Source organism: Methylophaga sp. UBA678, assembly GCF_002299105.1.
Classification (GTDB): Bacteria; Pseudomonadota; Gammaproteobacteria; order Nitrosococcales; family Methylophagaceae; genus Methylophaga; species Methylophaga marina.
The window spans coordinates 1-23,586 of record NZ_DBNG01000015.1 but is presented as its reverse complement, the minus strand read 5'-3'; the positions used below and the strand labels follow the sequence as shown (position 1 = coordinate 23,586).

Annotated in this window: 22 protein-coding genes and 1 pseudogene; 7 read left to right on the top strand and 16 right to left on the bottom strand. The window is 42.8% G+C overall.

Annotation, left to right across the window (positions count from 1 at the left end; translation table 11 throughout):
- A partial coding sequence (locus B3014_RS08810; RefSeq protein ID WP_289286955.1) for a hypothetical protein occupies window positions 1–357 on the top strand: 357 nt, incomplete at its 5' end.
- Window position 358: 1 nt separating this feature from the next.
- The gene (locus B3014_RS08805; protein ID WP_289286954.1) at window positions 359–1,993 is read left to right on the top strand and encodes a UvrD-helicase domain-containing protein; all 1,635 of its coding nucleotides are present in this window, start codon (window positions 359–361) and stop codon (window positions 1,991–1,993) included.
- Window positions 1,994–2,184: 191 nt separating this feature from the next.
- On the opposite strand, the pseudogene B3014_RS08800 reads toward B3014_RS08805, so the two are convergent.
- Window positions 2,185–2,484 (bottom strand): annotated as a pseudogene (locus B3014_RS08800) (endonuclease); the annotation flags it as partial.
- Between the two features lie 57 nt (window positions 2,485–2,541).
- Between B3014_RS08800 and B3014_RS08795 the strand changes: the two are divergent.
- From B3014_RS08795 to B3014_RS08785, 3 genes are all read left to right on the top strand, one after another.
- Window positions 2,542–3,317 (top strand): IS5 family transposase gene (locus tag B3014_RS08795; protein WP_289286953.1). Its coding sequence is split into 2 segments (ribosomal slippage): window positions 2,542–2,857 and window positions 2,857–3,317, totalling 777 coding nucleotides; the frame shifts between segments, so codons are not numbered across the junction.
- 69 nt (window positions 3,318–3,386) lie between these two features.
- Complete coding sequence (locus B3014_RS08790; RefSeq protein ID WP_289286952.1) at window positions 3,387–4,844, top strand: site-specific integrase; 1,458 nt, start codon at window positions 3,387–3,389, stop codon at window positions 4,842–4,844.
- A gap of 279 nt (window positions 4,845–5,123) precedes the next feature.
- Window positions 5,124–6,286 (top strand): IS3 family transposase gene (locus tag B3014_RS08785; protein WP_289286951.1). Its coding sequence is split into 2 segments (ribosomal slippage): window positions 5,124–5,379 and window positions 5,379–6,286, totalling 1,164 coding nucleotides; the frame shifts between segments, so codons are not numbered across the junction.
- Window positions 6,287–6,449: 163 nt separating this feature from the next.
- Here B3014_RS08785 and B3014_RS08780 read toward each other — a convergent pair.
- The 11 genes from B3014_RS08780 to B3014_RS08730 form a co-directional block, all read right to left on the bottom strand.
- Window positions 6,450–7,319 carry a LysR family transcriptional regulator gene (locus B3014_RS08780; protein WP_007146136.1) on the bottom strand — a complete coding sequence of 290 codons (870 nt, stop codon included), beginning with the start codon at window positions 7,317–7,319 and terminating at the stop codon, window positions 6,450–6,452.
- Window positions 7,307–8,323: a phosphonate dehydrogenase gene (locus B3014_RS08775; RefSeq protein ID WP_007146137.1), complete on the bottom strand. Its 1,017-nt coding sequence runs from the start codon at window positions 8,321–8,323 to the stop codon at window positions 7,307–7,309. The genes B3014_RS08780 and B3014_RS08775 overlap by 13 nt, the downstream gene beginning before the upstream one ends.
- Before the next feature lie 9 nt (window positions 8,324–8,332).
- Window positions 8,333–9,139, bottom strand: a complete 807-nt coding sequence (phnE, locus tag B3014_RS08770; protein ID WP_007146138.1) for a phosphonate ABC transporter, permease protein PhnE — start codon at window positions 9,137–9,139, stop codon at window positions 8,333–8,335.
- Window positions 9,140–9,148: 9 nt separating this feature from the next.
- Window positions 9,149–10,012, bottom strand: coding sequence for a phosphate/phosphite/phosphonate ABC transporter substrate-binding protein (gene phnD, locus B3014_RS08765; RefSeq protein WP_007146139.1), 864 nt, complete (start codon window positions 10,010–10,012; stop codon window positions 9,149–9,151).
- Entirely contained in the window at window positions 10,009–10,869 is an 861-nt protein-coding gene (gene phnC, locus B3014_RS08760) for a phosphonate ABC transporter ATP-binding protein (protein WP_007146140.1), read from the bottom strand. The genes phnD and phnC overlap by 4 nt, the downstream gene beginning before the upstream one ends.
- Window positions 10,870–11,774: 905 nt before the next feature.
- Window positions 11,775–11,927: a hypothetical protein gene (locus tag B3014_RS08755; RefSeq protein WP_007146141.1), complete on the bottom strand. Its 153-nt coding sequence runs from the start codon at window positions 11,925–11,927 to the stop codon at window positions 11,775–11,777.
- Between the two features lie 523 nt (window positions 11,928–12,450).
- Window positions 12,451–12,579 (bottom strand): hypothetical protein, encoded by a 129-nt coding sequence (locus B3014_RS08750; RefSeq protein ID WP_007146142.1) that lies wholly within the window; start codon window positions 12,577–12,579, stop codon window positions 12,451–12,453.
- Between the two features lie 218 nt (window positions 12,580–12,797).
- Complete coding sequence (locus tag B3014_RS08745) at window positions 12,798–15,020, bottom strand: PepSY domain-containing protein (RefSeq protein WP_289286949.1); 2,223 nt, start codon at window positions 15,018–15,020, stop codon at window positions 12,798–12,800.
- 22 nt (window positions 15,021–15,042) lie between these two features.
- Window positions 15,043–15,513 (bottom strand): DUF2271 domain-containing protein, encoded by a 471-nt coding sequence (locus B3014_RS08740; protein ID WP_226755507.1) that lies wholly within the window; start codon window positions 15,511–15,513, stop codon window positions 15,043–15,045.
- 37 nt (window positions 15,514–15,550) lie between these two features.
- Window positions 15,551–15,967: a PepSY domain-containing protein gene (locus B3014_RS08735; protein WP_226755508.1), complete on the bottom strand. Its 417-nt coding sequence runs from the start codon at window positions 15,965–15,967 to the stop codon at window positions 15,551–15,553.
- A gap of 100 nt (window positions 15,968–16,067) precedes the next feature.
- Entirely contained in the window at window positions 16,068–17,402 is a 1,335-nt protein-coding gene (locus B3014_RS08730; protein WP_289286947.1) for a ferredoxin reductase family protein, read from the bottom strand.
- 138 nt (window positions 17,403–17,540) lie between these two features.
- Between B3014_RS08730 and B3014_RS08725 the strand changes: the two genes are divergently transcribed.
- Window positions 17,541–18,200, top strand: a complete 660-nt coding sequence (locus B3014_RS08725) for a response regulator transcription factor (RefSeq protein ID WP_226755509.1) — start codon at window positions 17,541–17,543, stop codon at window positions 18,198–18,200.
- Window positions 18,197–19,549 (top strand): ATP-binding protein, encoded by a 1,353-nt coding sequence (locus tag B3014_RS08720; RefSeq protein WP_226755510.1) that lies wholly within the window; start codon window positions 18,197–18,199, stop codon window positions 19,547–19,549. The genes B3014_RS08725 and B3014_RS08720 overlap by 4 nt, the downstream gene beginning before the upstream one ends.
- A gap of 581 nt (window positions 19,550–20,130) precedes the next feature.
- On the opposite strand, the gene B3014_RS08715 is transcribed toward B3014_RS08720, so the two are convergent.
- From B3014_RS08715 to B3014_RS08705, 4 genes are all read right to left on the bottom strand, one after another.
- Window positions 20,131–20,409 carry a BON domain-containing protein gene (locus B3014_RS08715; protein ID WP_289286946.1) on the bottom strand — a complete coding sequence of 93 codons (279 nt, stop codon included), beginning with the start codon at window positions 20,407–20,409 and terminating at the stop codon, window positions 20,131–20,133.
- A gap of 651 nt (window positions 20,410–21,060) precedes the next feature.
- Window positions 21,061–22,491 (bottom strand): IS1182 family transposase, encoded by a 1,431-nt coding sequence (locus B3014_RS08710; RefSeq protein ID WP_154904126.1) that lies wholly within the window; start codon window positions 22,489–22,491, stop codon window positions 21,061–21,063.
- 211 nt (window positions 22,492–22,702) lie between these two features.
- Window positions 22,703–23,077, bottom strand: coding sequence for a GmrSD restriction endonuclease domain-containing protein (locus tag B3014_RS15090; RefSeq protein ID WP_414683051.1), 375 nt, complete (start codon window positions 23,075–23,077; stop codon window positions 22,703–22,705).
- Window positions 23,078–23,188: 111 nt separating this feature from the next.
- On the bottom strand, window positions 23,189–23,404 hold the full coding sequence (locus B3014_RS08705) for a YHYH domain-containing protein (RefSeq protein WP_289286956.1): 216 nt from the start codon (window positions 23,402–23,404) through the stop codon (window positions 23,189–23,191).
- Window positions 23,405–23,586 lie beyond the last annotated feature (182 nt).

Below are 23,586 nucleotides of genomic sequence, written 5' to 3'. Positions count from 1 at the left end.
TTTAATCGCTGTTTTTCTCTAATGGGTTTACCCAATGCTCCATATTATCCGGCGAATACTACATCACAAGACCTTGTTGATAATGGCGCTTGGCAGAATGCTTCTAACCAAGTAAATCCAAATGGTATGTTCTTATCAAAGATAGACCTTGAGAATGATATCGCTCTTGAGTTGGAAGCTGAACTCTTAGCTTTCGCTGGTGAAACGGACGTTGTAGATGCCATCAAGTATTTGCAAGGTAAAAAAGCGATTAGAATGCGAGAGTTTATTTCACAAAATAGAGGTGCGTTTGTCAATTTGGTCGGTGGTGAACTGGCAAAACCCTTAGCATTCGCAGTTGCTCAGGTAACAGCTTAGTATGGCCAATTTTGAATTTACTCCAGATCAAGAAGCTGCAATTGTGTCAGGTTCTAATATGGTTATTACTGCTTGCCCAGGAAGCGGTAAAACAACTATTGTCGTAGAAAAAATAAGAAATGAAGTGCAATCGCTTCCTGACTATAAGGGCGTGATTGGTATTACGTTTACGGTAAAAGCCAGCAAAGAATTAAAACAACGGTGTAAAAAAGATGCGTGTGATTTAAAGGCTAGTTTTTTCGGGACAATTGATCATTTTTGTTTAAGCGAAATTATTTATCCATTTGGTTCCAGATTGATAGGCCACTTTTCGTCAGCTATTGAGTGCAAATTATTCAATGAGATTCCCCAAGCATTAAAAGATCAACTACCTACTATTTCTGCTTACTCTGGCGACATCAAAAATGACATTTATCCAACATTTGAACAAGACATTAAAACTTTGTATGAGAATGGATATGTTTTGCTTGAGCTTTTAGGGGTAATGGCTAACCATATTCTAAGTAACTCTTTAGCCTGCCAAAACTACTTTCGAGCAAAGTATTCTTCTATTTATGTTGATGAATATCAGGACTCATCTGAACCTCAACATATGCTATTTTTGAAGTTAATAGAACTGGGTTTAACAGGCGTTGCTGTTGGGGATACACAGCAATCGATTTATGTATGGCGAGGAAGTAACCCCGAATATATTACAAGTTTGACCACGCAGCCTGATGTCTTTGAACATCACATAGTTAACATAAACCACAGGTGCCACCCTTCTATTACCAACTATTCGAACAGATTGTTTAACCCAGCTTGTGATTTAATTCCCACTGATGAAATAAGAGTTCATAGATGGAGTTATCAAGGTACTCAGCTTGATGTGTCTGAACAAGTTAGTGACTCTATTCTTGATATTATTGAAAAAGGTATAACAGACTCTTATTCTAAAATAGGTATTCTAGTTAGAAATAATATATCTCTGGAGTTTCTAGAGCAAAAACTAAAAGTCCCTTTTAGAATTTTTGATGAAGATCCATTAGCTGTTAGAAATACCCGTATTACTAATTTGTTTACAAGCTTACTGCGGTATCGTTTTAATACTGATTATAGGGTTAACGATGTAATCGAAATGGTTGAACGGTACATAAGAATTCAAGAGCAACAAGTCCCTAACCTTCGCAGATTGATTGTTGATGTTATGGGTAAAGATCATGAAGAGCTTGCAGAGTCGATTATTTATACTTCTGAAAATATTTTTAATTGTATTGTTTCAGATTCAGATAAAGCGCTAATTCATAATATTTGTGTTGATAGTAAGCTACTAAAACATTATCTGCCAATTGACGAAAATGAAGTACAAGTAATGACTCTACATAAATCCAAAGGACTGGAATTTGATGTGGTTTATCATTTAGATCTTTATGACTGGGTTCATCCTAAAAGGCTTGTTGTTCCGGGCTCATGGGATGTTCATTACGATAACTGGGAGCAAGAGCTGAATCTACATTTTGTTGGTATTACTAGAGCAAAAAAGCACTGTATATTAGTTACCAGCAGCAATCGTATTAACTATCAACATCAAGTTAAAAACGGTAACCCATCTCAGTTTTTTGATTTACCTGGATTAGAGGGTTTATATACGCAATAATAGCATTTTTAAGTCCTGTATTTAGCAGGAATATACCACCATCATCATTGTTTCGAGGCGCTTGTACGAGCATAAGGGACAGTTTTTTGGGGGGCACTGAGCGGTAAAGTTAACACTAAATGGGGTAAAAGTGAGTTAGAGTCGCCCCCCCATTTGTTAATAGAAGACTTTATTCAACTAATTTTTTTCAGTTAACAGCCATATGTTACATAGCAATTCGAGTTGCCTTGAATAGTTTCAATCTTCAAATCACGTACTTTTTCCCATTCATCAACCGGGTCAATTCTTGCCCAAGCTTCAAATAGCTGAGTTTGTTGCCTACTTAGTCTTAGGCCGTATTGATCTCGCATGTAGAAATAAATTCTAGCAATATCACCCTGACGGTTAGCTGGTGGTTCTGCACGGCGGTCTTTGAAATCAACTTCGAAATCACATTGACCGTAGGCTCTTGGTTCATTCGGAATCATGCCAAATCGAAAATTTGATCTATCCCCATTGAGTTCTCTACCTAGGGCCTGTTCACACTAAATTTGATAAAATCAGCGCCTATGGAAATTACAAAAGCGCAGTTTAAAATCATTGAGCATTTGCTCCCAATACAACGGGGTAATGTAAAAATACCGAATATACAGGTGATTAACGCCGTATTATACGTGGCAGAACATGGCTGCAAATGGAGAGGTCTTCCGGAGCACTTTGGCTACTGGCATGCCATTTACATGCGAGTGAATCGCTGGGCGAAGAAAGGTGTTTTGGATCACGTATTCTCGGTACTCCAGAGCGCAGATGTTATCAACATCCAAGTTGATCAAGTTTCTTTGGATAGCACGATCATTAAAGTCCACCCCGATGGCACAGGTGCACTAAAAAAAACGGTCAACAAGCCATCGGTAAATCAAGAGGTGGATGGACAACTAAAATTCACATGGTAGCGGCTGACGATAAAACTGCTGTAGCCTTTTCATTATCACCAGGGCAGTCTGGAGATGCACCCGAAGGCCGTGACCTGCTGAGAACCATGGAAGGCTGTGGCTGGGAAGGGGCAAGTGTCATCATGGACAAAGCCTACGAAGGGGATGATACGCGCCAGTTGATTTTGGATTTGGGAATGATGCCTGTTGTTCCTCCAAAGATAAATCGTGTGACACCATGGGAATACGACAAAGAAATGTACAAAAAGAGGAATGAGGTAGAGCGCCTGTTTCGACGACTGAAAGGATTTCGTAGAATTTTTAGCCGTTTTGATAAACTTGATGTCGTATTCAGGTTCTTTATCAACTTCTCATTGATTGCTGATAGGCTAATTAGTGTGAACAGGCCCTAGTAAAATCATAGTTGACATCTACCTATAAAAATATACAAATGAACATATGATTTATTAAGAGGCAATTTAGTGGCTAGACGAAGATTTAATTCCTCCAAACACTTTCGTTCACAAGCAAGAGTTGTGTATATAAAGAAATTTCAAGAAGGAAAAGCAATTTATACAAATCCAGCAGGTTGTCTTGAAGATGGTTGGCAATGGGAAAGAAAGCCTGGGTTTTGGCCAGAGATGCCAGTAATTTTGAATGGGAACGGAGTTCCATGGGATCTGGGCAATGCTTACCTTCTTTGCCACCTAAACACTGCTCTTAGATCAAAAATGGAATCAATCAAGGATCGAGCAAAAAGCTTGTGTTTTTATCTAAAGTTCATTGAAGACGAAGATCTAGATTTACTTGAATTCCCAGCGCAAACGAGAAGACGATCAACCTATCTTTTCAGATATAAACTACAAGAACTTATTGATCTAGGAATGGCTCCAAGTACCGCAAGTAAACATGTCGGCCATGTCATTGCTTTTTATAGAGGTATACTCAACCACAATCTTGTAGATGAGTCTCGTATTGGATCTAGACCATTTAGAAGCTTTAAGAGGTATGTTCAGACTTTGAATAATGAGGGTTTATCTCGATTTAAAGAGGTCCAAACAACCGATATTTCTATCAAGGTTACAAAAGCAGAAACTCGGCCAGACAGAATAATGGATGGTGGAGAATTGCGCCCTCTATCCATAGCCGAGCAACAGGCAATAATGTGGGGCTTGGAGCGAAAGTATTGCTCAGTAGCAACCGAATTAATTATGCTGACTATGCTCAATACGGGAGCGCGGATTCAATCAGCATGTACCCTTCGTGTAGGCCACATTAAAGAGGCATATGACGAACTTAAACGTACTGGTAAAAGTTGGGTTTTTATTCATTCTCACAGAAGTAGATTCCCAATCGATACTAAGTTTGGAAAGCCTAATAACTTTAGGTTCCCCAAGACCCTTATTGAGAAATTGTTCGTCTATATAAATAGCGAACTAAACGCTAAAAGAATGAAAAGCAGCTTCTTCGGTTTGAGCGATGAAAATTATGTATTCTTAACAGAGCAATCTAATCCATTCTATTCCTCGCGAAGTGAGATCAGGAAGAGGCAAGATGAAGCTGCTCATTGGGTTGTCAATGCTCCTGCATTCAGTCCTCAAAACGGAAGCACTTTTCGGGCAAATATTCGCAATTTCATTGCTCGTGTAAGACAAGATCGGCCTGAACTTGATGAGTTTGCGCCGCACGACCTTAGAGCTACCTTTGGTATGAACATTGTTAGAAAGCTTGCCAACGATCCTGAAAAAAGATTCACAACAACTCATATGGAACTAGCTGTCAAAACCGCTCTTAACCATAACGATATTGCTACTTCTAGACTATATGTCAATTTTGACGAAACGCTGCTTAACGTTAATTCGATTAATGAAATGCATGAAGCTATTATTCTTGACGGATACAAAGTTCTCGAAGCTATCTACGGGGAGAATCGAGTTTGATGGAGTATCGTCCAGAAATAATCATCCACATTACAGACAAGATAACAGAAGTTCTGAAACCCGAAATGACAGTGCTTGAATTCGATATCGACAACTCATGCAGAACTTGTGATGTAGGAAGTTGGTGTTACTCAGTAAGGAGTAATGCAAGAAACCCTAACCATAAGAGCCGTTCTGTCGCTAAGGAATCTATCGTTAAAGACAGGCTAAAGTGTAGTGGTCTAATGAATCCGGACACCAACTAAGGTGGTATTATTGCCACCCTAAACGAGGTGTCAGATGACCAGAAAGAGAAGAAGCTTCACTGCAGAGTTCAAGCATGAAGCAGCCAGCCTGGTGCTGGATCAAGATTACACAATATCGGAGGCTTGTGTGTCCCTGGGGATCGGTGAGTCAGCGTTAAGGCGGTGGGTTAGCCAGCTTCAAGAGGAACGAGGTGGGACCACGCCCAAAAACAAAGCTCTAACGCCAGAGCAGCAACGTATTCAAGAGCTTGAGAAGCAAGTTAAACGATTAGAACTGGAGAAAACGATTTTAAAAAAGGCTACAACTCTCTTGATGTCGGACGAGATGGAACGTACGCGCTGATAGACCAATTAAGTGAGTTAGCCCCTGTAGAAACGGTCTGTCATGTATTTGGAGTCGCTAGGTCAAGTTACTATGGCCGTCGTCAGTCAGCGAAAGAGGTTGATCCAGAAAGGCTCGCTCTCAGGGCGAGGGTTAGCGAGTTCTATAACCTCAGTCGAGGATCTGCAGGCAGTAGAACGATCAAGGGCATGCTGAATGAGTCGGGTATTACGATCGGACGTTACAAGGTCCGCAGCCTGATGAGGGAAGCGCAGCTCGTCAGCAAGCAACCAGGTCGCCATGCATACAAAACCGTAAGACATGAGCGCCCAGATATCCCTAATCATCTGAACAGGGAGTTTGCTGTGCAGATGCCCAATCAGGTTTGGTGTGGTGACATCAGCTTTATTTGGGCTGGCGATCGGTGGGTTTATTTAGCAGTGGTGCTGGACTTGTACGCGCGCCGTGTCGTCGCTTGGGCGGTGTCGAATCACCCTGATGCGGATCTTGTCTGTATGGCGCTGGATCGTGCCTATGAACAACGCGGTAAACCCAAAGGTTTGTTGTTTCATTCGGATCAAGGAAGCCAGTACTCAAGCACCAAGTTTCGGCAGAGGCTATGGCGTTACAGAATTAAGCAAAGCATGAGTAGACGTGGAAATTGCTGGGATAATTCACCGATGGAACGAGTGTTCAGGAGCTTGAAATCCGAGTGGGTTCCTGAAACTGGATATAGGTCATTGAAAGAAACGAAACTCGATATCGGGCGTTACTTTACCCGGTATTACAACACCGTCCGCCCACATGATTACAATAGTGGGCTGACACCGATAAAAGCAGAAGAAAGACTTAATTTACTGTCCGGAAATAGTTGACCACTACATAGTGACCAAATCTCCCAATATTTGCTCGAAAATAAACTATTCTGACCCAATGATCCTAAGAATCATTTGTGTTTTTAAAGTGCTTGCCTAGTCATACGTTGGGTGAATCTATATTTGCGTGGGAGCAGTATCATATTTTTTGTTAAAGATTGACCTATGAACTGAGTAAATATTCAACAAATTGCGGCTGTTTTTGCTGAATGGTCGATTGCTGCCGCCAGACCAGCTGGATGTCTTTTGTTAGCGCATGATCCTCTAAAGGGATTGCACATAAACTTCCATGTTGCACCTCATCAACAACTGACGATGCAAATACCAGCGATATTCCTATGCCTGCCCGAACCGCCTGCTTAACGGCCTCTGTGCTGCCCAGTTGCATTGATACAGTGGGAAAATGCTGGCATTCCTGCAAGTAGTTTTTGAGTATCCTTCCTGTTCCGCTGCCAGATTCTCCGCCTAACAAATTCAGCCCGGACAATATTGATTTACTGATCGATGACAGTTTTGCAAGTGGATGATCTGGAGGCGTAATCAAGACTAATGCTTCAGTTTTCCAGATTTGAGATTCAAAACCAGCTTTACCTGGCCACCATTCCATCAAGGCGATATCGATTTCAGCATTTTCCAGTTTTTCGGCAACGACTGGGTTGCTGTCTATTACGATATCCAGTTTGTCATTTATAAACGCTTGTTTATGCCGGTAATTCTGCAGGTAAGGCTGCAACAGATAAATGCCGATATTTGAACTGGCTCCAATTCTCATGGAGGGTTGATTCACAGCCAGCAAGGCTCTGTCTTGTAGTCGCAACATGCTCTGCGCATACGGCAAAAGACGAAGGGCATATTCAGTCGGCTGGCAACCGCTACGCACACGATGAATCAAGGATACGCAGAGCGTTTCTTCCAGCTTCTGAATATGCTGCGAGATAGTTGGTTGGGCTAATCCCAGCTGCTCGGCAGCTGCCTGAAAACTGCGCTGCTCAATCACCATGATCAAACTTTTCAGCCAGATCAGATTGAGCATGCTATTTCCTTTTGTGCGGGTAATTGGTTGGCCGGATCCAATGGAGGCTCGCCGTTCAAAACCCTGAGAATATTTTCAGCCGCACGTGTTTCAATGGCTAACCTGACCTTGCTCACCGCTGAACCGATATGTGCCGTGAACAAGGTGTTGGGATGTGTTAATAAATTGGGATTGATTTCCTTTGGCCTGTCGAGACGTGCCCAGTCTTCCATTTCAAAAACATCACTGGCATATCCGGCTAAATGGCCGCTATTAAGCTTATCTAAAATGGCACTTTCATCAACAATAGACCCACGGCAGGGATTCACCAAAAATGAACCGGGCCGCATCTGCTGTAAACGTTGTGTATTTAAAAGATGTTGCGTTTGCGAGTTTAATGGCAGTGCCATAATCACGATATCGGCCTGAGCAAGGGCGTCGTCCAAAGACAAAAATTCAAGTTTTAATGCTGCTTGTTGTTCTGCATCCAGAGGCTGAGTGTCGGTATAGACTAAGGTTGCACCCCAACCGCTCAGCCTTTGTGCAATGGCCTGACCAATTGCACCCATGCCGATAATCGCAATAGTGGATCCTTCAATTCCCATTCCGTAAAACTGTGGAAGCCAGCCCTTAAAGTTTCCAATACGTACATGTTGATCCGCCGCCCGTATATGCCGAATTAATCCGACCATTAGGCCGATGGTTAATTCAGCTGTGGGTACTGTTAATAGGTCTGGTACAAAGGTCAGCCAGACATTGTGTTCAGTGCAGGCATCGACATCAAAATTATCATAGCCCTTTAATGCCGCACCAATGACCTTCAGTTGCGGGCAAGACTCTAAAAAAATGGTATCTACCCGATCCGGCATGAATACCATCAAGGCTTCTGCATCCTTCGCCCGTTTCATTGTATCGTTGCGTGATAAGCTGAACGGGGTCTGATTCGTGATCAACTCACAATGCGGTGCTAATATGGCCAACACCTCTTCATGTACTTTATGCGTAATTACCAATTTTGGTTTCATCGTTATCTCCTACTTGAATTTTTTGCGTAACAGGCCGCTCAAGGCATCGACCAATGTGACCATCAGCAGAATCACTAGCAGGATAGCCAATACTTCCTGATATTGCATAATGCGTAGTGAACCCATAAGTTCAAAACCGATACCGCCAGCGCCTACCATGCCCATGATTGTCGAAGCTCTGAAGTTATATTCCCAGCGATAAATTGCGACATCGGCAAACTGCGGCATCACTTGGGGAAGAATTGCGTGATAGAGCACCTGCATCGGTGAGGCACCAGCGGCACGGGCGGCTTCCACCGGAGCGTCATCCACGTGCTCAATCGCTTCGGCAAAGAATTTACCTACCATGCCGATGGAATGCAGCGCTAAAGCCAGCACACCGGGTAAGGCACCGAAGCCGACGGCAGCCACAAAAATAATCCCCATAATCAGTTCCGGAACGGATCGAAGGGCATTTAGAACGATGCGCGCCAGCTGAAAGATCACACCATGAGGTGAGGTATTACGCGCTGCCAGAAATGCCATAGGCACAGAAAATATAACTGCAATTGCGGTACCGGCAATACTCATTGCTAGCGTATCCAGCAAGGGTGAAAACCAGTTTTGAAGGTTGGTAAAGTCCGGTGGGAAAGACTCGCCAGCCAACGTTCCTATTGCAGGCAAGCCATTTGCCAAAATTTCGAAGTTCAGTACATTCACATACCAGGCTGCCAGCAGAACGATGACCAATAAGGTCACCACCTGCAGGGTTTTACGTTTCCAGTTCTTGCTGTAACTTTGCAGCACATCTGTTTGTGTAATCAGGTAGGTATTCATAAATCATCCTTACATCTTGGAAAAATCAAGATTCAGTAATTTACCCATAACACGTATCACGTCATAATCAGCATCGGTAATCGGTGCAAATCCCTCTGCTTTGAAATTCTTCAATATCTCTTTGTCATCCAGGCTGACAAACGCATCTTTAATTTTCACTTTGAGATCCTTATTAAGGTTGGAGCGCATTGCCCAGGGATATTGTGGATAAGGTTTGCTATAGCCCAAAACTTTAACTTTTGCCGGGTCAATGAGTTTACGTTCCACCACATACTTAAAAATCACCTCAGAGAGCCCGCCTGCATCTGCATTACCATTGGCCACATTGACAGCCACAGCATCATGCGAGCCGACGAAGTGTTGTTCGTAATCGGTTTTCGCTTCGATGCCGCCTTCCTCTAAAAGAACCGTTTTCGGGATGAGATGACTGGACGTTGAGGCGCGATCGCCATAGGCCATTTTTTTACCTTTAATGTCGGCATAGGAATCAATGCCTGACTCTGTATTGGCGATCAAAATGGAACGGTATGTCGGTACACCGTCGATTATCATTGCCGCAAACGGTTCAATATCGCTTTTTGATTTGGCCATCACATAAGACAGCGGGCCGAAATAGGCCAGATCAATACGGCCAAAGCGCATCGCTTCAATCATGGATGAATAATCGGTTGTGACTATTAATTCCACCTTTTTGTTTAACTTGGCTTCCAGATAATTTTTTAAGGGTTCATTGCGCTTGATTAGTTCGGAAGCGTTTTCATCCGGCAGCAAGGCGACTTTGAGCATATCCGGATCGGCATCTGCTGCCATACAGGGGCTTATGGCTGTCACCAGCAAGGTGGTGGCTAAGAGTATTTGTTTAAACAGCTTCATTTTGCTATCTCCAGTTGTGTTGCCGTTTTAGTGGGTAAATGTTGATAAGAAGAATTGGATTGCGTATCGGCGGTTTGTTTATCTTTTCTTTTGGGGTTGGCCGATTGTTGATAAATCAACTTGAGCTGTTTGTCATCGAGCTCTTGCGGAGCGGCATCAAACACCACTTGGGCTTGAGCTAAACCAATGATGCGATCGGCAAAACGTTTGGCATATTCAAGCTGATGCAATGAGACGATAGAGGTAATGCCGTCTTCGGCACAGATTTGTTTCAATTGAGACAAAATTTTTTCGGATGTGGATGGATCCAGGCTGGCGACAGGTTCATCCGCCAGAATAATACTCGGCTGCTGAGCCAAAGCTCGGGCAATACCTACTCGTTGTTGCTGGCCACCTGATAATTGATCGACCCGCACCAGGGCTTTGTCAGCAAGGCCAACGCGATCCAGACAATGCAATGCCAATTCAAGATCGGTTTTGGGTGGCGGCAATAAACTACGCCAGAATGAATGATATCCCAGTCGCCCCATGAGTACATTCTGCAGGGCTGTGTGACGCAGAATCAGTTGATGGTGCTGAAACACCATCGCGGTTTTGCGTCGATGCCGGCGCAGTATGCCTTGATTATCCAGTATTCCGAATTCAGCAGAAATCACTTTACCCGAGGTAGGTTTCACCAAATGATTCAGTGACCTCAATAAGGATGATTTTCCCGCACCTGATAAACCTAGCAGCACTGTGAATTCACCACGTTGAAAGTTGATTGAGGTTGCACGTAATGCTTCAATTCCGCCGGGATAGATTATGCCAAGATCGTCTGTGGACAGAATTGGCTGAGGTGAGTGGCTTAACGTCATATCATTACCTTTCGCAATAATTGTCACCGCTGTATTGCGGTTCACAATCGAATGCTAAGGTTTGAATATGACAGAGAAATGAAGCTTAGATGACTATTTTATTTCATAGCTTGACTGACTGGAGTGAAAAAGAACTCACGGGGACAGTACTCTATATGGGGGGTTGAGCACAAAACTAACATTTTAAGAATGCAGGAATATTAATGACTCTTTGTTGAAATCGATCATTTTTGGTTGCACTAAATACCACTGGCATCGAGCACAAAGCGCTACCTATTAAATCCTCAGAAAACAGCGAGCAAGAAGGTTGGAAGTTAGCTAGTTTTTTTTCGGTTCATAATGATCGCTTTGCTCTTGAAGTAAGCTGTTTTTGGGTCAGTCAAACATGAACGCTTTTGAAGCAAAGCCTTAATTTTCCAGCACCCTAATTCATGACGATTAGGCCACGCTCTATTTAACCTTCAACGGCAGTTCATGGCACTAGGATGCCCAGAAGTCGACCTTCGAAAGAAATCTGATCAGACTTTTTTGCTCTTGTGCCTGTGAAGTCCGCAAAGTTGCCGTTCAGATACATTGTTTAGATAAGGACAAAACAGCCAGTTTGAAGGTTGGGTCAATAGTGGCTTATGGTCGAAAGAGACCAATTCGGGGACGCTAAAGACCAATGATTATGAACATTAACCACCCATTTTAATTAAAACTGATGATTTAGAGTTAAGAGAAAACACAGCAGTAGATGGCTCCAACCAGAGTTGATATTGAGTGACTACTCTTACTAATATTTTTCACCTTATCAGATGTTGACATGAGCTCCTCAACCAGAAGTTCGATATTCTATTTGTGCTACCCACTTATTCATTACCTTGCGCAACCATTTCGTTCATAGCCTATGCGCGTTGCTCTAGTTAAAGTGCCTGTTTTTCCGTTTGATCAAAGGTATTACGATAAACGGCAAACGAATTATCAGCTTCAATTTCAACCTCTTTTGTCGAGCTGGCTACTCTCCAAAGCGCTGTTTCTAAATGGTTACTTAAAAATTTTTGTCCTAGATTAATCATTCATTCTTCCTGTATAAATGAACTCTCCAAAATAATTTTGATAGAGCGCTTTTCGCTTTAACATAGGGCCGTGAGATTCCATAGGAAAATGAAGCCAAAATAACGAATCCAAGCAACAACAAAACGATGAATGTATCGAGATTTATTGCTCCAACAAGACTTGATACAACAAAAGGTAAAAATGAACAAAGGCCAGCTAAGAATAGCTTAGTAAAGATTGGCCAATGCTTCGGAGATAACAAATTAAACGGACTTTTACCTAGGTTTATTTTCTCGTATGCTTCCTCAGTCCTATTGACCGCCTCACCATCAGGCTTGAAGCGAACACTCTACAGGCCGCACTCTTCTTGCCTCCCCTATAAGGCATAACGAAGGCATCAACCCAGTAATTATCACCGTTTTTACAACGATTCTTACAATACCCATCCAAGGCGGACCTTTGGCAGACGTGTCCCAAAGTTCTTTAAAGGTAATTTGGGGCATGTCAGGCTGTCGAACCAAATTATGTGCTTGTCCAAGTAATTCATCTTCTGGCACTCAAAAAATCATCATTAATATAGGTAATAACGCCTTTCTTTATTGTTGTAGAGAATATGCTAACATCATCTGAATATTTTAATTCTTTTCCTGTAGCTGGTAAGCTTTTACTCATTACGATGCCTTTTATACTTCAAAAATTTAAAACATTTTCTAATTTTTCTTCTACTAGCAGCATAGCTCTGCACGATTTTAGTCTTTATTATGGTAAATAAAAGTCATATCACAAGTTTGTTAAACGCTAGATACTAGAAGCTTAACAGAATGGAATTTACTTGATTTTCTACAATTCAATTAACCAACTTAAAATGTGATTTACAATCAGTAAGTAGCCTAATAAACATCTTCACGGTAGCGCCCTTGGGCTTTAAGTGTCTGTACGTCTATTCCTAGTGGCGCGATAATTTCATCCAAAACCACCATAACGCTGTTTGCCATATTTCGGCCACCACAAACCAGAATCTGCGCGCCCTTGTCAATCAATTGGCGTAGTTCCACAGCATCTAAAGCAATCTTGTCCTGCACATAGGAACGCTCATTGGTTCGTGAGAAAACGGCATTCAGTTCTGTTAAACGCTTGTCCTTGAGATAGCTATTCAGTTCAGGTTGATAGAGAAAGTCGGACTTGGGACAACGCCCGCCCCAATATAGATGCATGGGATGATGCGCTTTATTATTACGGATGAAACCAACTAAGGGTCCGATACCCGTGCCCGCGCCAATCAGGACTATTGGTGCCTTGCTAGAGAAAGGGCGAAAGCCTGGGTTGGGTTGAATGAAGGCTTTAATGGTATCCCCCACGGATAATGCATGTAAGAAACTTGAACACAGGCCACCGGGGTGCTGGCGCACGCAGATTTCCAAGATACCATCCTTCGAAGCTGAGGCTAGGGAATAGTAGCGCGCTTCGCTGCTATCGGACGGCAGGATGCCGACCAAATCACCCGCTTCGAAATTCGGCAAATTTGTACGCCCCAAAAAACGATTCAGCATGCTTTTACTGTCACCCTCGGGTGACTTAAAGCGCAACACGGCAGTGGGGGCTTGTACCGCTACACCGTAATCTATTCGCTCTGCAAGCTCCAGCGTCATAGTATGTCGATGCACTGGGGTGTGCACCAGAGTCAACTCAGAATTAATCACCTTACCTATTGCCTGGCCCCAGCGGGCAAACTCTTGAGATGACTGGCAGTTAATGCTATCAAGCGGCAGTAACTGCGGCCAGGCTTTAGCAATGAGTGCTGCTTCGACGTCATGAGCGAATTGACAGAAAGCAGGGAATTGCCGATCGCCGAAGCCCAATACGGCAACGGGAAGGTCGGGTGTTTTGGTAATCTTATCTAGACTGGTTAGAAACCGACTAGCCGATGCGGGTGCTTTACCATCGCCATATGTTGCAGTCAGGATAAACAGCCGTTTTGCTTGCGGGTAATTATTTGAAAAGCTGTTCATTGAGTCTGTGTGGACAAGGTACCCGGCCAGGTTAAGAGCATTATGCAAGGTTTGGGCAAAGCCCCAAGTACTGTTGCTCTCGCTACCAACCAGTATCACTGTGTCAGCAAGTCGGGGGGTAGTATTATTGCTGATGCTCACAGCCGACTGTTTACGATTCCACCAAATCTGGATGCCGGTCCATGTCATGAGTGGTACAGTAAGTGTGCTCAGACCTAATAATAAGCCTAGCCACCATAGCCCATCCCCGGTGTGCAGCATATAAATAAACTCATAGATTACCTGCTTACTAGCATAGGGCTGGAAGGCTAATAGTTGACCTGTAGACTGATCAACAAAACCACGGCCCAGGTTAGTTGTGATTGAATAGACATCGTTTTGATCTTGTGGATACGGATAAACCAACTCTCGAAGCTCGGTCACAGAAATGGCCTGTAATGCCGAAAGCGTATTAATTGATGCCGGTTTACCGCCATTCACCTTTTCTGGGAAAGCAGGCTCAGCGGATTGATAATCGGGTATTAATTCAAAGGTTATAGCTGACATATAAAGGCCAGTGGTCGCCGATAGTATCAGGCCAAGTATGGCGATTCGACCTACTTGAAGGTGTAAACGCTGTATAAAAGAGCCTTGAATGGGTCGGAAAATATGACGCCAGCCGCCCAGTCGATTTGCCAACATGAAGGCACCTGAAAACGTTAATAACAGCAACATAAAGGCAGCGACACTGGCACCAATTCGACCGGGTGTATCAAGCAGATAGGATCGATGTAGATTTTTCACCCAGACCATAAAGGGTGAGGCTGAATAAGCGCCGATAGTTGCGCCCGTTATCGGGTTGATCAGATCGGCACCAGTCTGGTTATTATCGGTAAAATAGACGATCAGGCTTCCAGAGTCCGTTCGCTGTATTTGTTCCACTCCGGGGTAGCGAGAAGCTAGCTTACCAGCTAACTCGGCCACACTGATTGACGCTGTTCCTGCTACCTTGGCTTGTGAGCGCTCCAAAAATGGCTTGACCGATAGAATTGCACCCGAAATGGCTAGCACTACAATCAGAAGCGCGGCCATCAAACCAGACAAAGAGTGAAATTTACGTAGCATGGTAGGGCTTCCTATAGACCAATTAAAACGAGTAAGTGAAGGTTTTGACGTAGCCGTTACCATTGACAGGTTTACCGGCACCTTCGCTGGTTAATGGCACCACAACATCGTTACGATTGTCTCGCATATCCTCGACTGACGAATCTACGCGTAACTGAAAACCGGTATCAATATAAGTATCAGCCAGCTCAAGGCTTACCGTTAATGTCTTGCCGCTAGTCACGCTGGCACCGCTTATCCCGTCATACTCACTGGTGCGCAGACCACTTCCACGGGCCCAACCCGTCAAATGCTTGTAATATTTTGACTTCTGTCCTGCAATCCACAACGTATCTTGGTATTGACCTTTCGCATTGGTTAAGTAGATTGCCAGATAGGCACCATTCCCGCTATAGCTTTGCAGTTCGGTGGTCAGAACTACTTCGCGCGCAAAGCTTTGTGTGCTCAATGCCGAGGCGCTGAACAAGCATAGTATTATTACTAAATGTTTCATCGTATTGACTCCTGGCAGCTGTTTGATAGTGATTGATTTAGTCGATTATGGCTTTAGCTTTATGCTTTGCGGCCTTATTTTTTGAATTCATTTTGGCGCCAGATTCTTCAGGGCTATATTGGATGCCTAAATCCAAGTAGTCGGAAGTATCTCCTGAACCGTTAAATTTAATTTCAAGCTCTATTACTCTCAGCGAGGCGGGTGAAAATTTGGCTTCTACCTTATGACCATTACGATCCAGACCTTTAATTTCATAACAGCCATCATCTACTTTGATCCGTTTTACGTCCCAGCCTTTGTCTTCCATGATCTGCCTCAGTTGCTCCTTAGGTTGCCAGTCCGTCACTGGGTCAGTGCAGTCATCTTTTGCTAAGACTGTGCCACTAAGTAAACATGAGGCAATAAAGGCAGTAATACGTTTGTTGTTTGAGATATTTTTTATAGCGTTTTTCATATTGCATGTCCTTTTATTTCACTGTTGATTTGGTTCTGCTGATTTCATGGTTCATCATAAACGGCCTTCCTGACAGTAAGCTGAAAGCTAGGCTATTTTTTTACCGTAACTCAAATGCTTCTTTGCGGAAAAATAAGCTGCCTTTTACGCTTTCTCGTAATTCTTTTTCTAATGTCTTGGCCCAAGTTGATGGGCCGCAAAACCATACTTCCATCGCGCCTTTGCGTGCATGTTGGCTCAGGAGTTGAACTGTCGTGAGCTTTTCACCCTGACTGCCGTCATGTACGTATAACTTAATACTAGGTAAACCACTACAAACCAGTTGTAAGCGCTTAACGAAAGGGTCTGTTGCGCTATTACGAGTGGAATAATGCAACTGTGCTGCGGGTGCTTGTTCTGGCTGAATTTGCAGATCTTCAAGCCATGCCAGAAATGGGGTAATACCGATGCCTCCAGCAATCCATATTTGGCTTGCCTTAGCTTTGCGCCTCTTGAAATTAAACTTTCCATAAGGCCCTTCAATGGTAACGGCTTGACCTACTCTGAGCTTGTGATCTAGGTCTGTCGTATAATCACCCAAGGCTTTAATTTGAAAAGTTATTTGCCCCTTACCTTGATCCGAGCTGGCAATAGTAAAAGGGTGAGCGCCTTCACTGCGATCAAAGGTAACGAAGGCAAATTGTCCGGCATGATGGCCTTTCCACGTGTTATCAAGTTGACACACAACTTCAATGATACCCATTGTCGAACTCGATACTGATAGGATAGTGCCCTGAACTTGTCGTGAGCGTCCTACTTTTTGGCTAAGGGACAGAATGCTGGCGATGCTTCCTCCCACTAGCAATAGCGCCATCAGCAAACCTATAGGTTGTTGCCACCATATTAATGGCGCTAACCAAGCAGCGTGAAATACCAAAAGTAGATATAGTATGGGCATTGCGCGGTGTAAATAGCGCCAAGGTTTATAAGGGAAGCGTTTCCATAAGGTCAGCACCAGCATGGCAAAAACTAAGTAGACAGCCCATTCGCCAATATCTTCAGCTGCATCTCGCATCATATCGATAAAGCCTGAAAAATCTTGGTCATGTAAACGTCCTTCTTGCCCAAATACGGATTTGATCACGTCATCACCCATTTCTATTAGCCAATGAAGTGCCGCAAAAGCCACTGCCAAAATACCTGTCCATTTGTGCAGACGATAGACTTTATCGAGACCATTGAAGGGAGTTTCTAACCAAGCGGGGCGTGTGGCGAGCATCATGGTTATTGACATTAAACCAATTGAGAGTAATCCACTAAGATAGAGGCTATTATCATAAATTTCCCAGGGCAGTGAAGCCTTGGCTGAAGTGGACGTAAAATAGCTCCAGCCCCAGACAATTATCATCCCGATGGTTAAAAGTACAAGTGTGATGCTTGTTTTTTCAGGTTTCATTTTTCCACCCATTAAAAGATTGACTGTTCACTTTATCCTGCCTTCCTGACAATAAGCTGAACGTCGAAGGGAATTTTCAGCTTGTTGTAAGGAACTTGGGTTATGATTAAGCTTGCTGAGAACACCCGAGAGTAAGAGATGCGAATATTATTGGTAGAAGATGCCGAAGGTTTAGGTGAAGTAATTCAAGATCAAATTGCAGATGAAGGTCATGCGATTGATTGGGTTCAAAGTATTTCCCATGCCGAGGCTAGCCTCCGTACGACCCACTATGACTTAATTCTTCTGGACCTAATGCTACCCGACGGAAGCGGGATCGATTTGCTAAAGCAAGTACGTAAATCAGGTGAGAAAACGCCGGTGATTATTTTAACCGCCAGAGATCAACTTTCTGATCGTATCAATGGCTTAAATGCCGGTGCTGATGATTACTTGGTAAAACCCTTTGACCTGTCAGAACTCTCTGCTCGTATCGCGGCAGTTTCTAGGCGCTATGCCGGCAATCCAAGTCCTAAGCTTCAGATAGGGACATTGGAGGTTGATCTGACCAAACATCTCATTTATCGAGATGGTGTTTCAATCAATTTAACGGCTCGGGAATGGGCCTTGTTTGAAGCCTTTATTCAAAGGCCGGGCACCTTGCTCTCGAAATCGCAACTGGAAGACCACCTGTATGCATATGGCACCGAAATCGAAAGTAATACTATTGAAGTCTATGTCAGTCGTCTGCGTAAAAAATTGGGTAAGGATCAGTTTGAGACTGTGCGCGGTTTAGGATACCGGATGAGGCAGCCATGAATATACAGGGTACCAAGTCACCGCAAAGTCTTCAGAAAACCCTTGGCATTGGATTAACCCTAGGCGTGAGTTTATTGTGGCTACTTGCACTCTCGGGCACTGTTTACGTGTCACAAAACAAGCTTAATCAACTGTTTGATAGTGCTCTGGCAGAAACGGCACAACGTATCATGCCGCTCGCCGTGGTTGAAATAATTAACAGAGAAGATCCGCAACAAGCACAACAAATAATGTCATTCGAAGCTCATGATGAACGTCTTGTATATCTGGTTCGTGATGAAACCGGAGCAATTTTGTTGCAGTCTCATAATGCGGATCCAAAGCTATTTAATGAAACTTTGCTTGAAGGTTTTAGTTCATCAGAAACTCATCGGTTTTATGGAGCTTCGGCAGTCCAAAATACCTTACACATAGAGGTGGCTGAACCGCTGACTCAACGGAGAGAAGCCATAATCGAAATAGCCGTCACACTATTTTGGCCATTAATATTGCTTATTCCCTTTTGTTTTATCGGTACTTGGGCATTTGTCCGTTATAGCTTGCGCCATGTTCTTGCCTACCGTTCTGCCATTGAATCTCGCGGTAGTGGCGATCTCACTCCAATCAAGGTAAACGACTTGCCTGTTGAGATTCTTACGATAAGCGAATCAGTCAACCATTTATTAGGTCGCTTGCGCCGAGCACTAGAGTCAGAGCGCTCATTTACAGCTAATAGCGCACATGAATTACGCACGCCCATTGCCACAGCATTAGCGCAAATTCAACACTTACAGCAAGAGGTAGCAGCGGGGCCCATTAAAGATAGGATGCTCAAAATTGAAGCGACGATACGAGATTTATCAAACTTATCAGAAAAACTGATGCAACTGGCCAAAGCTGAAGGCGGTGGGCTTTTATCCACTGAAGAGCATGATCTTATCAGCCTGCTGAGCTTGATTGTTGATGATTTCCAGCGATCAAAACCTGTAAGTTTGATCAAACTTACCTTGCCTCAAAGTGGTGAGTTTATGTCTGACATAGACCTGGATGCTTTTGCTATTTTGATTCGGAATTTGCTGGATAATGCTATCAAACATGGCACTAAAGATCAGCCGATAGAAATCAGTTTTTCATCTGAAGGCGTATTGAGCGTGATTAATGCGGCAAGCCTAATACCTGCCGAGACTCTGGCACAGTTACGGCAACGTTTTGTTAGATCAAATACCGCAGTGCAGGGCTTGGGGCTTGGTTTGGCCATTGCCGATGCCATCGTCTCTGGCGTTGGTGCAAGGATGACGATTAACTCCCCAGCAACTGGGCGAGTGGATGGCTTTGAGGTAAGTGTAGATTTTACAGTGATCAAAAATTGACTTTCAATGTTGCTTGATGGGTTAGGTTCAATTTAGATTTGAAACGGTTAAGAGCGCATCTTATTACGTCAAAAATTATCATTTATAAAAAGTTCAGGTTTTATGAAGTTTACTAGAAATTTATCAATTTCAAATGTAGATAATATAGCTTAGTGTCAATCCCTGTTCGGGTAGAACCCTAGGATAGAACGTTTTATGCTCTTAGCAATCATTGAAGAAGCAATCCTTTCAAGACAATTAAGCCAAACCCAGCAAGTTGCACGAATATGCCTAAAACCTGACTATTTAAAAATTCTAATTAAAGTTTTTTTGCACCTTTGCACTCGGATCTACCTATAAATCTAACAAGAGCAACATCTGGAGCATAAGAAAATGGACATATTTAAAGTCAACTCTAATTCTTCAAAACTCTTTGTGAACTATAAATTTTGCAGACTTGCAGATTAATTCTTGACCATTGATAATTTAGTTGGCATAGCTAGCCCGAAGGGCTGAACAGAAACTATGCCAATGAGATTCAGGGGTTTGAAGGCTATTCTGCGCTACTTCTTGACCGTAAGTTCGTCGTGAATGGTATGAGCTCAATCTGAGGCAAGCGCAATTCTGATCGCTTCATCCTTCTGCGCCTTGCTGTCGAGCATCCCGATCAACCGCACATCGCCCTTGGGTGTCACGACGTTGATATCGAAGACCTTCAGCGATACGCTCTGAATCAGGGCAGCTTTCACATTCTCGGTTACGTCGCTGTCCGAAACATGACCAAGGGCTTCCGATCCTACCGACGACTTACTGCAGCCACCCGCCATCGAAAACGTGACTATTGTAGTGGCTAACAGAAAAAAATTAGTAAAGTTGTTCATATGAGGTAGTCTCCAATGGGTAGGTCATCATAAAGACTTGAACCATTCAGTACCAAGGACCGACGGCCAACAGGCAAGGTTGCACCAAGTAATATTCTCTTCATGATAGATGTCCTAGATTTAAGTTAAGTGCAAGATGGAATGACTTTAAACGATGAACCTGAATAGAAACTGAAAAGTTGATATGATCGATAATATTTTTTTTCTTAAGCGGCATTCGACATCAAGACTAATTAGTGTCTGGCCGATAGCATCTCTACTCATTCTAAGTTCGGAGAAATCAAAATATATTTTTTTGAGGCTGACAAAGGTTGTCGTGATCAAGAGTTCTTCGACTGATTCGTCTTTAAGTGATATTGTTTCGTGTAACGCAAAATCACCAGATTTAGAAGCAAAGCCTTAATTTTCCAGTACCCTAACTCATGACGATTAGGCCAAAACTAATTTGCAACTTCAACGGCAACTTTTGGCACAGGCTGTGTGAAAACGATAAATTTGACGGTTTAGTCTGTTCTCGATCGATATTCAATCGGCTGGCTCTGTTAGTTATCGCTAAATAGTGATCTTGGTTTTGTAGTGTTGATATGAGACGAAAGTGATGACTTTGGCCTTTTAGTAGGTATTGAGAGTTAAATAAACAACAAATTGCTTTTATCGACGAATGGCCGCTATCAGCTCAGATGTTCCCATAATGTTCATCATTCGTTTTAGATTGTAGGCAAGAACATGCAGATTCATTTCTATACTCACATTACATTTTCGCTTCATGAGAAAGTGAGTGGCCCCCATCCACATTTTAATGGTGCCAAATGGGTGTTCAACAGTCTGTTTACGAATCACAGGTAAGTCTGGATCGGCATCTAGCCTTTTTTGCATTGCATCAATTTCTTCTTCGTATATCCACCGTCTCATTTTCCTGGGCTCGCGTAATGAGGTAGTGCATTTTGATCTTATATTGCAGTCTCTACAGGCGATTTGATTGACATAGACTTTTTGTTCAAGACCCGCCTCAGTAACATTGCGTCGATGCGGTAGTTCATTTCCAGCTGGGCAAACATAGATATCCTGAAGCTCATCATATTGAAACTGTGCTTTGTCGAATATCCCTTTTTTTGCCGAACCTGAGGTGTTACTTTGTGGCACATTAACTGTCATTCCAAGGTCTTGCGTGGCCTTAATATCTCGACGACTGAAGTAGCCTTTATCGGCAATGATTGTTAGATCCTTCTTTCCTAGTGTTTTCTGAACTTGCTCTGCTACTAGGCTGAGTTGCCCTCTATCCGTTGTCATTACAATATCATGACTCACAATAAGATGGTGCTTTGTATCAACCGCACTTTGGACATTGTAACAAACTTGCCGGTCCATATGATGAGTTTTCATTAAACGTGCATCTGGGTCTGTTTGTGACACCTGTTTATCAGGATGCTCATTCACTTGTTTTTTAATTTCCTTTAGCTCAACTAAACGTTGCTTAAGCCATGCTAATTTAGATGCTGAAACTGTATTACTTGTACCGTTTTCAGCGTTATCTTTGGCATCCATTTGGCCCAAGTATTTTTGGATGCTCTTTTCGACTCGATCAATATGGAACTGTACTTTACTGGGTGTGTAATTTTTTGACTTGTTGTTTACCGCCTTAAATTTACTTCCATCAATAGCAAAGACGGAATCATCAAACATATTTAATTGGCGGCATAACTCAACAAACTGGCGACAGGTATTTTTAATCCCTTTGCCATTATTCTTTCTAAAATCAGCAATGGTTTTAAAGTCAGGTGTTAATCGTTCCAATAACCACATCAACTCAACATTTCGGTGACTTTCTTTTTCCAGCCTACGAGATGACTGGATTCGGTTGAGGTAACCGTAAATATAGAGCTTTAGCATAGTTGAGGGGTGATAGCCTGGACGACCAGTACCTTTAGGCACCATTTGTTGAAACCCTAAAGATTCCAAATCAAGCTCATTCACGAAAACGTCAATAACCTTAACTGGGTTCTCAACGGAGATAAAATCATCCAATACTTCTGGGAATAAAGTGGCTTGATGTCGGCCTTGGCCTGAAATGAAACGAGACATGGAGAATAACTCCGAGAAGATTAATCTAACTACTAGAATATATTCTAATGATTAGCGAATCTTGATCAAGAGTTTTCACACAGTCTGGGCACATTTACGACTGAGCCTTACTTGCTAATTGTGCGTTTTAGTTCGCCTCTATTTCAATAGTTGAGGCAGTGCTGACTTTTACATTTCTAGAAACTATATTAAAAATGTTTGGTCAGAAACATTAAGATTTGCAGCTTGAATATAATTTATTAAATTTCCTAGCACCCTTATCACTATAGGAAAGGCTGTACTTCTCAATCAAATACTTCCAGTGGCTCAAGTACTCACAATGGTAATCTTTATTCGGTGGCATCCATCTATCCGGACCCTTTGCGCTTTTTGACTGGTTTAACCCATCATCAACAGCTAGTAGATTTTCATAATCATTGGCGAATAAAGCCTTCTTACTCTTTGACCAAGAAGCCCCGCCATGACGGTGAGCCCAAGCCAAAGGAATAATGTGATCAATATCTAGATCGCTAGGCCTTGTGTATTTATTCCCGCTGTATGGGTCATACCATACGCCGTTGCTAACATAGCATCCGTCAGGAGACATCTTAGCAGGCTTAAGCGAACTTGACGCAAGAACCTCATGGCGAGTATTAATGCAATCTCGATCTTTATCTAACCAATGATCCCAATCATCCCTATTATATACTGAACTAAACTAGCGCTTTTCACGCCTAGCTTCTTGGGTAGCATTTTCAACTTGTAATTGAGCACGTTTACATTTTTCTGTGTGACAATGATATTTGCCTGTTTTAGACGACGTATGTCCTCCGTATTTGTCAACGCCTCCAGGATGCGCTATTGCTAGTTGAGTACAAAAAGAAAAGGCCGTAGCAAACAAAAATAACGTCTGAGAAAATCGTCGAATAAACATATTTATTTGGTTAAAATGTCGTGCTGAAATAAACATAAATATCACCAAAATGTTCTTATAAAGTTATGTCAACTTATTATTAAAGTGGAATCCCGAAAAAAGTAGATAGTTAAAGGGCTGCGAGATAATGTCTACTAAATGCCTTGACAGGTAGTTCTCCTACTGATGGTACGAGGTTATGG

Bases quoted from the DNA above. Each gene is read 5' to 3' on its own strand.
- B3014_RS08805 (WP_289286954.1), top strand. From the start codon at position 359: ATGGCCAATTTTGAATTTACTCCAGATCAAGAAGCTGCAATTGTGTCA.
- B3014_RS08780 (WP_007146136.1), bottom strand. From the start codon at position 7,319: ATGCTCAATCTGATCTGGCTGAAAAGTTTGATCATGGTGATTGAGCAG.
- B3014_RS08775 (WP_007146137.1), bottom strand. From the start codon at position 8,323: ATGAAACCAAAATTGGTAATTACGCATAAAGTACATGAAGAGGTGTTG.
- phnE (WP_007146138.1), bottom strand. From the start codon at position 9,139: ATGAATACCTACCTGATTACACAAACAGATGTGCTGCAAAGTTACAGC.
- phnD (WP_007146139.1), bottom strand. From the start codon at position 10,012: ATGAAGCTGTTTAAACAAATACTCTTAGCCACCACCTTGCTGGTGACA.
- phnC (WP_007146140.1), bottom strand. From the start codon at position 10,869: ATGACGTTAAGCCACTCACCTCAGCCAATTCTGTCCACAGACGATCTT.
- B3014_RS08755 (WP_007146141.1), bottom strand. From the start codon at position 11,927: ATGATTAATCTAGGACAAAAATTTTTAAGTAACCATTTAGAAACAGCG.
- B3014_RS08750 (WP_007146142.1), bottom strand. From the start codon at position 12,579: ATGAGTAAAAGCTTACCAGCTACAGGAAAAGAATTAAAATATTCAGAT.
- B3014_RS08745 (WP_289286949.1), bottom strand. From the start codon at position 15,020: ATGCTACGTAAATTTCACTCTTTGTCTGGTTTGATGGCCGCGCTTCTG.
- B3014_RS08740 (WP_226755507.1), bottom strand. From the start codon at position 15,513: ATGAAACATTTAGTAATAATACTATGCTTGTTCAGCGCCTCGGCATTG.
- B3014_RS08735 (WP_226755508.1), bottom strand. From the start codon at position 15,967: ATGAAAAACGCTATAAAAAATATCTCAAACAACAAACGTATTACTGCC.
- B3014_RS08730 (WP_289286947.1), bottom strand. From the start codon at position 17,402: ATGAAACCTGAAAAAACAAGCATCACACTTGTACTTTTAACCATCGGG.
- B3014_RS08725 (WP_226755509.1), top strand. From the start codon at position 17,541: ATGCGAATATTATTGGTAGAAGATGCCGAAGGTTTAGGTGAAGTAATT.
- B3014_RS08720 (WP_226755510.1), top strand. From the start codon at position 18,197: ATGAATATACAGGGTACCAAGTCACCGCAAAGTCTTCAGAAAACCCTT.
- B3014_RS08715 (WP_289286946.1), bottom strand. From the start codon at position 20,409: ATGAACAACTTTACTAATTTTTTTCTGTTAGCCACTACAATAGTCACG.
- B3014_RS08710 (WP_154904126.1), bottom strand. From the start codon at position 22,491: ATGTCTCGTTTCATTTCAGGCCAAGGCCGACATCAAGCCACTTTATTC.
- B3014_RS15090 (WP_414683051.1), bottom strand. From the start codon at position 23,077: ATGTCTCCTGACGGATGCTATGTTAGCAACGGCGTATGGTATGACCCA.
- B3014_RS08705 (WP_289286956.1), bottom strand. From the start codon at position 23,404: ATGTTTATTCGACGATTTTCTCAGACGTTATTTTTGTTTGCTACGGCC.